The sequence below is a fragment of the Brevundimonas sp. genome (assembly GCF_032017145.1).
Taxonomy (GTDB): Bacteria; Pseudomonadota; Alphaproteobacteria; order Caulobacterales; family Caulobacteraceae; genus Brevundimonas.
In genome coordinates this window covers 1-12,042 of record NZ_DALZQC010000096.1, presented here as the reverse complement: position 1 = coordinate 12,042, position 12,042 = coordinate 1, and the positions used below count along the sequence as shown (strand labels likewise).

At 67.7% G+C, this 12,042-nt stretch carries 5 protein-coding genes and 1 tRNA gene; 2 read left to right on the top strand and 4 right to left on the bottom strand.

Features of this window, described 5'->3' with window-relative positions:
* Nucleotides 1-258 precede the first annotated feature (258 nt).
* Both RTU05_RS14040 and RTU05_RS14035 read right to left on the bottom strand, forming a co-directional pair.
* Nucleotides 259-3,303 carry a TonB-dependent receptor domain-containing protein gene (locus tag RTU05_RS14040; RefSeq protein ID WP_312598978.1) on the bottom strand — a complete coding sequence of 1,015 codons (3,045 nt, stop codon included), beginning with the start codon at nucleotides 3,301-3,303 and terminating at the stop codon, nucleotides 259-261.
* A gap of 70 nt (nucleotides 3,304-3,373) precedes the next feature.
* A complete protein-coding gene (locus RTU05_RS14035; RefSeq protein WP_312598979.1) occupies nucleotides 3,374-4,726 on the bottom strand; it encodes a dicarboxylate/amino acid:cation symporter in 1,353 nt (450 codons plus the stop codon).
* Nucleotides 4,727-4,969: 243 nt separating this feature from the next.
* Here RTU05_RS14035 and RTU05_RS14030 point away from each other — a divergent pair, with 243 nt between their 5' ends.
* Together RTU05_RS14030 and RTU05_RS14025 are read left to right on the top strand one after the other, a co-directional pair.
* Complete coding sequence (locus RTU05_RS14030) at nucleotides 4,970-6,799, top strand: ATP-binding protein (protein WP_312598977.1); 1,830 nt, start codon at nucleotides 4,970-4,972, stop codon at nucleotides 6,797-6,799.
* On the top strand, nucleotides 6,799-8,130 hold the full coding sequence (locus RTU05_RS14025) for a sigma-54 dependent transcriptional regulator (protein WP_312598976.1): 1,332 nt from the start codon (nucleotides 6,799-6,801) through the stop codon (nucleotides 8,128-8,130). Before RTU05_RS14030 ends, RTU05_RS14025 begins: the two co-directional genes overlap by 1 nt.
* A 5-nt stretch (nucleotides 8,131-8,135) precedes the next feature.
* Here RTU05_RS14025 and RTU05_RS14020 read toward each other — a convergent pair whose 3' ends face one another.
* Both RTU05_RS14020 and RTU05_RS14015 read right to left on the bottom strand, forming a co-directional pair.
* Nucleotides 8,136-11,561, bottom strand: a complete 3,426-nt coding sequence (locus RTU05_RS14020; protein WP_312598975.1) for a polysaccharide deacetylase family protein — start codon at nucleotides 11,559-11,561, stop codon at nucleotides 8,136-8,138.
* A 201-nt stretch (nucleotides 11,562-11,762) separates the two neighbouring features.
* A tRNA-Ser gene (locus tag RTU05_RS14015) sits at nucleotides 11,763-11,854 on the bottom strand.
* Nucleotides 11,855-12,042: the final 188 nt, after the last annotated feature.

The window sequence follows — 12,042 nt, the reverse complement described above, 5'->3', positions numbered from 1 at the left end:
CGCCAGCGCCGACGCGGCCGGCGCGACGAAGGCGGCGACCAGGGCCGCCAGGGTCCGAGCGGCAAGAACCTTCATCGCGCCGACCCTTCCTCAGAACGTCTTGGAGACGTTGACATACCAGTAGCGGCCCCACGGGCTGTGAACCGTGCCGCGATAGCCGTTGTCGGCGGATACTGTTGAAAAAGTCCGCGACCCTGCTGTGATCGACCTTCTGGGCTCGATGTGGTGCCGCCGCGAGAATCTAACCGATTGATTTTGTTAAAGCCGAATTTCGTGAACGGCACGCAGTTTGCGCCGTTTCAGCGGTCTCCCGACTTTTTCAACAGTATCGGCCAGCGGCGGACCTTCGTTGGTCAGGTCGCGCGCGCCCAGACGGACACGCATCTCATCGGGGAAGGCGTAGTCGATATAGCCGTTGATCGTCTGACGGCCATCGACCTCCCACGGCGAGCCGGAGCGTCCCAGCAGGCTGGCCTGTTCAAACCCGCTGACATACTGACTGGATGCGCCCGCACGCCACGGGCCCTTGCGCCAGGTCAGGCTGGCGTTGACCCGCCATTCCGGCCGCCCGTTCTGACCGATCAGCTGGCTGGGGTCCGGCAGGGTCGTACCGGCGTTGATCGTGCCGGCGCCGCGCGCGGCGAACAGTTCGTTGACGATATCGCCGGGGTCGCGCGTGAATTTCTCCAGCTTGGAGGCGTTCACATTGACGATGAAGGTGCCATAGCGGGTGCGGCGCAGCGACCAGTTCATCGCCAGGTCCAGACCGCTGACCGTTTGCGGCTGCAGGTTTATGAAACGGTCGTTGATCGAGACCACATCGCCTGCGGGCGCCAGGCCCGTGCCATCGAACAGCTGGATATCCTCCAGCGACGGCGCACGGCGGTTCACCAGAGGATTGGTCTGGCCCTGCACACGGTACAGATAGTCCAGCGCGACGGCTGTCTGGGCGCCCAGCAGGCCGACGATCTTCTCCTGCTCGATCCGCCAGCGGTCGATGGTGAAGGTGAACTCGCCGAAGCGGCGCGGGATGAAGTGCGGCTGAAGCACGAGGCCGTAGGAGGAGTTGGTGCTCTCTTCCGGCTCCAGATCCGGGTTGCCGGCGACCAGAAGCGAAACGCTGGACAACGGCCGCGAACAATCCGCGAAGTTGTTGATGCGCCCAGCGCGCAGGTCGGCTTCGCAGCGCACATAGTCCACGCCGCTGGCCAGACGGCCGTACTCGGTGGCGTTGGTTTGTTCCAGGTTCGGCGCGCGGAAGCCCTGCGAATAGGACCCACGCACACGTACGCCATCGACCACATCCCAGGCGGCGGCGATCTTGGGTTTGGCGACCGAACCGAAGTCCGAATAGTGTTCATAGCGACCGGCCAGTTGCAGATCGACGCGCTGGACCAGCGGGATATTCATCTCGGGCGAAATGACCGGGACCGCGAACTCGATATAGGTCGAGAAGACGTTGCGGCTGCCCTTGGTGTCCGGGTTGGGACTGACGGCCGAGACGTTGGATGCGTTCTTCTCGCCCGTCACCATGTCGGTGAAGGTGTAGGTTCCGTCCAGGTTCGCGTCGCGGTCGTCGCTCTGGGTCTCTCGCCGCGCTTCAAGCCCGAAGGCCATGCCCACCTGCCCGGCGGGCAGGTTGAACAGATCGCCGCGCGACAGCTTGAAATCGGCCAGGCTCAGGGTCGTCTTGGACACGCGGCGCATGTCAAAGACGATGGCGTCGATCGCCGCCTGGGAGCTGGGCGAGCAATCGCCATAGCTGGTGGTGGTCACGCAGCCGCCGCCGAACGGGTTGTAGGCGTCCGGCGTGGACAGGGCCAACTGCTTCTGCAGCGCCGTCATATTGATGTTGGGCGAACTGTCGGTCGCCTTGGCTTCCGAATACAGCAGCGCCGTCTCCCAGTCGAAGCCGCGCCACTCGCCGCGCAGGCCGCCCAGCAGGCGCGCCTGATAGTTGTCGACCTTGACGATCTGGAAGCCCGTATCGACGAAACGATAATTGGTCATCAGGACAGGCAGGCCGCCCGTCGGCACGCCCGTCAGGCCGGGCAGACGATTGGGGTTCAGCGCACCATCCGCAAAGCGCACAGGACCGAACGGGTTGTAGTAGTTGCTGGCCGGAATCCAGATCTGGTTCAGGTTGACCACCGGCGGCTGCACCGCGCGGCTGTTGGCGCTGTAGTAGCCGATCTCGCCAAAGGCTTCGACGTCCGGCGTGATGTCGTAACGCCCCGTCAGGAAGACATTCATCCGTTCGACGGACGGCCGCACCGTTGTGCCGACGCGGGTGTCGTAGCGCATGTCGCGGTTGGTGGTGTTGAACGCATGGTTGCCGCTGGCGATGCAGATGTCGTTGCCGACATTGACGCCGCAGCCGAAACTGGTCGGCTGATAGCGGAAGGCGCCCTGCGCGTTTGTCACCGCCACACCGTTCGAACGGATCACGGCGCGCGCCCCAACCGACAGACGCGCCCACGGCGTGTTCGAGGACCGACCATCCAGCGTCTGCACGCCCGCGAAATCAGGATAGCCGGCGAACAGGTCGCGAATGTCGTCAGAGCGTGTGAAGTCCTGATCCGACGCCCACAGCGCCGAGCGCGAGGCGTAGTTGGCGAAGATCGACAGGTTGCCGCGATCGAAATTCCTGCCCGCGAACAGGTTGGTTTCGAAGTCGCGCATCTGCGTGCCCTCGGCGCCGCCGTAGCGGGCGCTGATGGACAGGCCGTCGATGTTGTCGCGCAGCACGGTGTTGACCACGCCCGCCACGGCGTCCGCGCCATAGATGGCGGCGGCGCCGTCCAGCAGGACCTCCAGACGCTCCAGACCCGCAACCGGGATGGCGTTGGAGTTGTAGCTGAGGACCGGCACCGTGCCGGTGTCGGACGTGCCCTGGCTGGTCGGGTGCTGCACCACGCGGCGGCCGTTCAGCAGGACCAGGGTGTTGCCCACGCCCAGCGAGCGCAGATTGACCGAGTTCACGTCGCCACGGGCCGAATTGGAGGTCTGGGCGCCGCTGGAGCTGTCGAACTGAACATCGCCCATCTGCGGAATGGTGCGCAGCAGTTCGTCGCCTGTCGAGGCGCCGGTGGCCTCGATCTGCTCGCGATCCGCGACCACCACCGGCAGGGCCGCCGTGGTGCGGGCGCCGCGGATATTGGTGCCCACGACGACGATGTCATCGACCTGAGCAGGCGCTTCGGCGGCGACCGGTTCGGCCTGAGCCCAGGCGCCGCCAGCGGCCATCAGCGTCACAGCCGAAGCCGTGGTCGCCAGCAGGGCAAATTTCGAGTGTCTGGTCATTCCTGTTTCCTCCTCCTGGGCCGTCGTTGATCGACGGTCCCGTCTCCTGTTGGTTGTCGTCCTCGCGCCATTAGTCCTTGGCGAGGACCAGATCGTCTCCCGGCCCGGCCGCCGGATCGGGTCCGACGGCGATGGGTTGGGGTTGTCCATTCAGCGCCGCGGCCAGCGCGTCGCGATCCAGCGCCTTCTCCCAGCGCGCCACCACGATGGTCGCCACAGCGTTGCCGATGAAGTTGGTCAGGGCCCGGCACTCGCTCATGAAGCGGTCGATGCCCAGGATCAGCGCCATGCCGGCGACCGGCACGTCCGGCACGACCGAAAGGGTCGCCGCCAGGGTGATGAAGCCGGCGCCTGTGATGCCCGCCGCGCCCTTCGAGCTGAGCATGGCGACCAGCAGAAGCGTGATCTGCTGCCAGATCGTCAGGTCGATGTTCAGCGCCTGGGCGATGAACAGGGCCGCCATCGTCATATAGATGTTGGTGCCGTCCAGGTTGAACGAATAGCCGGTGGGGACCACCAGGCCGACGACAGACTTGGCGGCGCCCGCGCGCTCCATCTTCGAGATCAGGCTGGGCAGGGCGGCCTCGGAGCTGGAGGTGCCCAGCACCAGCAGCAGCTCTTCCTTCAGATACCGGATCAGCTTCAGGATCGAGAAGCCGTTGGCGATACCCACCAGCCCCAGCACGCCGACGACGAAGATGATGGCCGTGACGTAGAAGGTCACGATCAGCGCCGCCAGATTGGCGATGGAGGCGATGCCATAGGCGCCGATGGTGAAGGCGAAGGCGCCGAACGCCCCGATGGGCGCCGCCTTCATGACGATGGCCACCAGTTTGAACACCGCCACGCTCAGCGTATCGAACAGGTCGAGCACCGGCTGGGCACGCTCTCCGATCAGCGCCAGGGAGATGCCGAACAGGATGGAGACGAACAGCACCTGCAGGATGTTGCCGGTCGAAAAGGCGCTGACCAGGGTGTCGGGAATGACGCCCATCAGGAAGCCGACGATGGTGCTATCATGGGCGGCGGCGGCATACTGTTCGACCGCGCCCGCGTTCAGGGTCGCCGGATCGATGTTCAGCCCGTGGCCGGGACGCACGATATTGGCGATGATCAGTCCCACGATCAGGGCCAGGGTCGAAAAGACCAGGAAATAGGCGAAGGCCTTGGCCGCCACCCGCCCGACGCTGCCCAGGTCGCGCATCCCGGCGATGCCGGTCACGATGGTCAGGAAGATCACCGGGGCGATGACCATCTTCACCAGCTTGATGAAGCCTTCGCCCAGAGGCTTCAGCCTCTCGCCGAACTCGGGCCAGAAGTGGCCGATCAGCGCACCCAGCGCGATGGCGATCAGCACCTGGAAATACAGATGCCGATAGAACGGCCGGCGCACGACCGGCGCGGTCTCTGACGGAACTGGGATCACGAGTGGCTCCTGATATGCGGCGGGGCCGCAGTCTCCTCGATGGGCGCGATCTTCGCCGCGCTCCGGTCCACCAGACCATTCCCCATGCCGCCATCGATGCAAAGCCGCCCGGTCGCGAGGGACCATCCTGTTGTTTTTAATAATCTAAAATCGGCGGCCCTCAATAATCTGATCGGGCCTAGTGCGATATTTCGCGCGGGCGACTAGTATTGGAGTGCGATTTTCCGCACAGTCTCAGACATGACGTCGTCATCCCATCCTGGTTCGGAATCGCCTAACCGCCCCAGAAAGTCTCTTTGGCTGGCGCTCGTCGCGTGGCTCGCCGCCGCCGTTCTCGCGGCGTTTGCGACGGGCGAGGTGGCGCGTCGCGACGCCGAGGCGGAGTTGGCGCGTCAGGCCCAGTCGGCGGCGGCCCTTCATGCCGCCGTGCTGCGCAGCGAACTGGAGAAGCACCGCTCGCTGCCCCTGGCCCTGTCCGGCGATCCCGACATCGCGAGCCTGCTGAGATCGCGCGCGAACGCCGCCGATCCGGTCAATGCGAAGCTGGAGGGTCTGGCGCGTCAGACCCGCGCGGCGGCGATCTATGTCATCGACGCGGGCGGTCGCACACGCGCGGCCAGCAACTGGCGCCTGCCGACCAGTTTCGTCGGGGCCGACTACGGCTTCCGGCCCTATTTCATCAATGCGATGAGGAGCGGCCAGGCCGAATTCTTCGCCCTGGGCACGGTGTCCGGCCGGCCCGGCCTGTATCTGGCGCGGCGCGTGGGCGCCGCCGATGGCCGGCCGCTGGGCGTCGTTGTTGTGAAGGTGGAGTTCGACGCGCTGGAGGCCGAATGGCGTGCGTCGGGCGAACCGGCCTATGTCGTCGATCCAGCCGGCGTCGTCCTGATCACCAGCGTCCCGGACTGGCGGTTCAGAACGCTCGACCCTCTGGATGAGACGCGCCGTCGCCTGACCCTGACCGGCCAGACGCTTCGCGCCGAGGCGCTGCGTCCCCTGCCCTTCGATACGCCGCCGGACGACCAGCCGCGTCTGATGCGGACAGCGCCCATCGGCGGAGAGCAGCGCTGGATGCACGCGGCCGTGGGGACCGACACGCCGGGCTGGACCCTGCACCTGTTGTCGCCCAGTCGCGGCGCGGTCGAGGCCGCCGTAGCCAGCGCCCGCGCTCTGGCGGCCCTGGTCGTAACCCTGCTGGCGGGGCTGATCGCGTTCCTGCTGCGCCGACGTCACCAGGCCCTGGCCCGCGCCCGCGCCGAGGAGGACGCCCGGCACGAGTTGGAGCGGCGCATCGACGAACGCACCCGCGAACTCAGTGACGCGAACGTCGCCCTCAGCGGCCAGATCGAAGAACGTCGGCGCGCCGAGGCGGCCCGCGAACTGCTGCGCGACGAACTGGTGCAGGCCAGCAAACTGGCCGCCCTGGGCCAGATCGTGGCCAGCGTGGCCCATGAGATCAATCAACCTGTCGCCGCCATCCAGACCCAGGCCGAAACCGCCGCCGTACTGCTGGATCGCCAGGACGCCGCGACGGCGCGCACCGCCCTGTCGCGCATCGGCGACCTGACCCAACGGATCGGCTCGATCACCGAGAACCTTCGCACCTTCTCGCGCAAGACCGACCCCAAGATCGGCGTGGTGCGGTTGGAGGACGCCATCCACGGCGCCCTGTTGCTGACGCGCGGCCGTCTGGACGAGGGCGGCGTCATTCTGGTTCGCGAAGGCGACGCCGACGTGGCCGTGCGCGCCGACCGCTTCCGCCTGGAGCAGGTCATCGTCAATCTGGTCAAGAACGCCGCCGAGGCGCTAGAGGGGCGGCCCGGCGCCCGTTTGACGCTGCGGGTGGAGCGTTCGGCGGATCGCGTTCGCCTGATCGTGGCCGACAACGGGCCGGGCGTGCCCGCCGAGGTTCGCGCCCAGTTGTTCACCCCCTTCGTCACCACCCGCGCCAACGGCCTGGGTCTGGGTCTGGTCATCTGCCGCGATCTGGTCGCCGGGTTCGGCGGCGAACTGGATCTGGCCGACACCGGCGAAGGCGCCGCCTTCGTCGCCACCCTGAGGATCGCCTGATGCAATTCGCCCGCCTGACCGCCGTCGCCCTGATCGAGGACGACGCCGATTTCCGCCAGGCCCTGGTCGAGCGGCTGACGCTGGAAGGTCTGGACGTCCATGCCTTCGCCGGCGCCGAGGCGGCGTTGAAGGCCGTCGATGCGGACTTTCCGGGCGTGGTCGTCACCGACCTGCGGATGCCCGGCCTGGACGGGCGTCAGGTTCTGGATCGGCTTCAAGCGCTGGACGCGGCCCTGCCGGTCATCATGATCACGGGCCATGGCGACGTCGCCGATGCGGTCGCGGCCATGCAGGCCGGCGCCTACGACTTCGTGGCCAAGCCCTTCCCGTTCGAACGGCTGCAGGACAGCCTGAACCGGGCGCTGGAGAAGCGCGGTTTGGTGCTGGAGAACCGCCGCCTCCTGGCCATGGCCTCCGACAGCGGTCAGGAGTTGCCGCTGGCCGGGGCCTCGCGCGCCATCACAGCCCTTCGCGCCACCATCGCCCAGATCGCCGACGCCCGCATGGACGTGCTGATCGAAGGCGAAACCGGCACGGGCAAGGAGGCGGTCGCCCGCGCCCTGCACAACGGCGGCCGGCGTCGGCTGGCGCCCTTCGTCGCCGTCAACTGCGGCGCCTTGCCCGACGGCCTGATCGAAAGCGAGCTGTTCGGCCATGAGCTGGGCGCCTTCGCCGGCGCCCTGCGTCGCCGTGTCGGCCATGTGGAACGCGCCCACAACGGCTCGCTGTTTCTGGACGAGGTCGAGAGCATGCCGCTGGCCGTCCAGGTCAAGATGTTGCGCGTGCTGGAGGAGCGCGAGGTCCATCCTATCGGCGCCAACGAGCCGCGCGCCCTGGATCTGCGCGTGCTGGCCTCGTCAAAGATCGACCTGGAGGCCGCCGCGCGCGCCGGGACCTTCCGCGAAGACCTCTATTACCGGCTGAACGTGGTGCGACTGCGCGTGCCGCCGCTGCGCGAACGGCGCGAGGATATTCCCCTGCTGTTCGCCCACTTCCTGCGCCGCGCCGCCGACCGTCATGGGATCGAGCCGCCCGCCGTCTCGGACAGCGTGCGTCGTCGTCTGGTCGAGGCCGACTGGCCCGGCAACATCCGCGAACTGGCCCATTTCGCCGAGCGGGTCGCCCTGTCGCTGGACGACGTCGCGCGCCCGGTCGACGACGGCCTCAGCCTGCCCGACCGCCTGAATCGGTTCGAGGCGGAACTGCTGCGCGACGCCCTTCAGGCCCACCAAGGCGACATCGCCGCCGTCCTGGCCGAGATGCGCGTTCCGCGAAAGACGCTTTACGACAAACTGGCCCGTCACGGCCTGAAGCCCGCCGCCTTCCGCTAGCCGCCTCAGCCGGCCGGCGCCTGGACGTCCCCGGTACGCTTCAGCTTGCCCCAGGTCTGGCCCAAGCCCGACAGGGCCCGCTCCAGCGCCCGCCAGACGACCACATACATGATCTGGCGATAGACGAACCGCTGGGTGGGCAGCAGCCACAGGTCGCCGCGCTTTTCCCGGTCGAAGCCGAAGGCGACCCAGCCCGCCGCCAGCTCCAGCAGGGTGAAGGCGACATAGACCCCCAGGGTGAACCACAGGGTCGGATTGGGCGCCGCGTCCACATCGGCGTGCTGCGCCGCCGCCAGCCAGGCCAGGCCCTGCATCAGGATCGCCGCCGCCAGTTGCAGGTCGATCAGCGGCGCCAGCACCTGGCCCACGATCTGGAACAGCCACAGGCTGGGCAGGGCCAGCCCGCCGAACCAGCCGTGCCGGAACGTCGAGCGCCGGTGTTTCCACAGGCATTGCAACGTGCCGAAGCTCCAGCGGAATCGCTGTTTCAGCAGGCCGCCCAGCGACGACGGCGCCTCGGTGAAGGCCAGCGCTGTCGGCTCGTTGGCGATGACCCAGCCCGCCTCGCGCACCCGCCACGTCAGATCCATGTCCTCGGCCAGGGTGTCGGAGCGATAGCCGCCCAGCGTCCGCAACGCCTCGGTGCGCCAGGCCCCGATGGCGCCCGGCACCACTGTCACGGCATTCAGCAGGGCCAGCGCCCGGCGGTCGATGTTCTGGCTGGTGATGTATTCGATGGACTGCCAGCGCGTGACCAGGTTGCTGCGGTTGCCGACCTTCACATTGCCCGCAACGGCCCCGACCTTGGGATCGGCGAACCAGGCGGCCAGCTTGGCCAAGGCGTCGCCGGACAGCTGGGTGTCGGCGTCCACGCCCACCACCACCGGGGCCGTCGCCTCAGTCAGCGCCAGGTTCAGGGCCGACGCCTTGCCGCCGTTCGCCTTGCGCCTCAGCCGCACGCGCGGATCGTCGCCGAAGGCCGCCTGCACCACCTCATAGGTGCCGTCGCTGGACCCGTCGTCGACCACGATGACCGACACATCGACGTCTCGGCTTGCCAACAGGCTGTCCAGGGTCCGATGGATCACCGGCGCCTCGTTATAGGCGGCGACCAGCACGTCCACGCGCGGTTTGGGCGCCGCTGGATCCAACGCCTCGGCCCGGCGCCTGCGCCGCGACGCCAGCGCCAGCATCAGCACGATCCGGGCCAGGCCCAGGCCGATGGCCAGGTTGAAGCCGACGAACAGCACAACCCCGACCGCGTGCGAGAAGCCGAACGCCGCCGAATCCGCCGCGATCAGCGACCGCTCGCCCTTCGGCAGGGCCGGCATGGTCTGATCCGGCGTGCGCCCGACCAGGCCGCCGATGGTCGTCAGGCGATACCCGCGCGCCCGCAAGGCGTCGATCAGAACCGGCAGGGCCTTGACCGTGGCGGATCGGTCGCCCCCGGCGTCGTGCAGCAGGATGGCGTGACCTGCATCGGCCTGGGCCAGCACGTCCGCCACGATCTCGTCGGGGCGCAGGAGGTGGGTTCCGCCGTCCGGGTTGGGGCGGCTCAGGTTCCAGTCGTTCGGGTCGATGGATTCCCCGGCCGTCGTGTAGCCCAGCTTGGACGCCACCGCGATCGGCAGTATCTCACCATAGGACTCCGGCTCTGAATCGGCGTTGTAGGGCGGTCGGAACAGGGTCACCTGACGCCCCAGAATGCTTTCCAGCGCCCGGTCCGTCGCCGTCAACTCCAGTCGCACCCGCTCCTCGTCCACATGGGCCATGTTGGGGTGGGTGAAGGAGTGGTTGCCGATCTCATGGCCCTCGTCGCGCACGCGCCGAACCAGGTCGGGGTTGGCCGCCGCATTGCCGCCGATCATGAAGAAGGTCGCCTTCACGCCCTTGGCCTTCAGCACGTCCAGGATCTCGGGCGTCCATTCGGGATCGGGGCCGTCGTCGAACGTCAGGGCCAGGGTGCGGTCCGGCGCCCCGGTGCGCCGCACGGTCCAGGCCGAGGGCCAGCGGGTCCAGACCTCATCGCTGATCAGGCCGCTGACCGGATCGACCGCGATGCGCCGTTCGCCCGCATGGGGGGTGTCGATCACGTTCAGCAGTTCGCCCTGGCCGGTGAAGGCGATCTGCTGGGTCAGGGCCACATGCTCCAGCGCCGGGATCACGGTGATCGCCGGCGCGGCGTGACGTCCGAACACCTTCCAGCTGGCGGGATCTTCCTCGCCCAGCGCCCACAGGGCCGCGCCGCGCAGCCCCCTGCCCCGCCCCATCGTCATGGCGTTCGCGACCGATGCGGCGTCCTGCATCCAGACTTCGTGGGCGCGGCCCTGATCGTCGGTGTAGCGGAAGGTGGGCTGCAGCGCCTGGGGGTCGAAATCGACCACATCGGCCGGATTGTCCTCGGGCCGATAGCCGCGCGCCGTCGCCAGCGCCGCCGTCGTGGTCAGGGATTCGGCCGAACGGTCACCATCGCGCCAGTCGTAGGAATAGGCCCCGATCCCCAGGATCAGCTTGTCCGCCGGCACCAGTTGCGTGAACCGCGTCAAGGCCTTGTCCACGAACAGGGCCGAAGAGATCGGCCCCGGCAGACTGTCTTCGCCGTGTTCGTCATAGGCCATGATGGCGGCGTAATCGACGACGCCGGACAGGGCGCGGATGTCGTGGTCGCTCAAGCCCACTTCCAGCGCGATGGACAGCTCGCCCCCCTGGGCGTGCAGCCGCTGGCGCAACTGCGCCAGCCACGGCGTCAGGCGTTCGATCTGCTGCGGCGTCACCTGTTCGAAGTCGATCTGCAGACCGGCGAACCCGTTCGCCTGAACGAAGCCGACCAGCTGATCCATGACGTGTTGGGCGTTGGCCGGCGACAGCATGCGGTCGATACGGCCGGCGTCGAAACGCCCTTCGGTGGCGTTGCCGACCACCGGCACGATCTTGACCCCATGCGCGCGAGCCGCCGCGATCAGGGGCTTGGTGGTGGGGTTGCGCGTCGGATCCCAGTCCTTGGTCAGGATATCGCCGCCGTCGTCACGCAGCTCGATCCAGGTCGGATAGACATGGGTCAGATCGCCCGCATGGCGCGTGAAGGAATCCAGCGCCCCGTCCTCCCACGGCGCGAACCAGGCGCCGGCGATGGGCGCCCCATTGGTCGAGGCCGCGCGGCTCGCCGGCCGCTGTCGGTGGGCGATGTAGTTCAACAGGGCGCGCTCGGCCCCACGGGTGCGATGGGCTGCCGCCGACGCAGCAGGCGACACGACCGACAGACCCGTCAGACTGGGCAGGATCATCAGGCTGGCTACGAATCCCGCCAACACGACCCCCGCGACGATCGCCGCCGCCATCGCGGCCATCCGCATCCGCCGCGCCCGACGCCCGGTGGCGTCCAGAAACACCGCCGGCCCGTCGCCCTGCGGTTTAGAAGCGTCCGACGTCATCTCAGCCCAACCCCGTCGCGGCCAATCCCGCGTCACTTCGCCGCATATCCATCAAGAACGGCGGGATATGGGCGAAGCTGCGCCGAGGGCGGGGCGTGCGGAATTCCACGTCGCAGCGCCCAGCCGCGTCGCGAATGCCGCGACTACGCAAGCGTCTTGCGCGGTGACGCGATCTGTCGATCTTTTGAAAGAGAGAGAAACTGGCGGAGACGGAGGGATTCGAACCCTCGGTACCGGTTACCCGGTACGACGATTTAGCAAACCGTTGCCTTCAGCCACTCGGCCACGTCTCCTGCGAGGGCGTCGATAGCGGAGGCTGATGCGTCGCGCAATCCGGTTCGCGCGAAAGGTTTCATGTTAACGCGACATAGAGGCCCAAGCCGCAGAATGGCGTTTCGTCAAACGCCCCCGGACCCCGATGCTCGACCGCCCCGACAGTCTCGCCGCCCGCGCGCCGGGCCAGGGCCGCGCCGTGCAGCAG

What these genes read in the sequence shown, in the direction of transcription:
- RTU05_RS14040 (WP_312598978.1), bottom strand. Translation starts at nt 3,303, where the DNA reads ATGACCAGACACTCGAAATTTGCCCTGCTGGCGACCACGGCTTCGGCT.
- RTU05_RS14030 (WP_312598977.1), top strand. Translation starts at nt 4,970, where the DNA reads ATGACGTCGTCATCCCATCCTGGTTCGGAATCGCCTAACCGCCCCAGA.
- RTU05_RS14025 (WP_312598976.1), top strand. Translation starts at nt 6,799, where the DNA reads ATGCAATTCGCCCGCCTGACCGCCGTCGCCCTGATCGAGGACGACGCC.
- RTU05_RS14020 (WP_312598975.1), bottom strand. Translation starts at nt 11,561, where the DNA reads ATGACGTCGGACGCTTCTAAACCGCAGGGCGACGGGCCGGCGGTGTTT.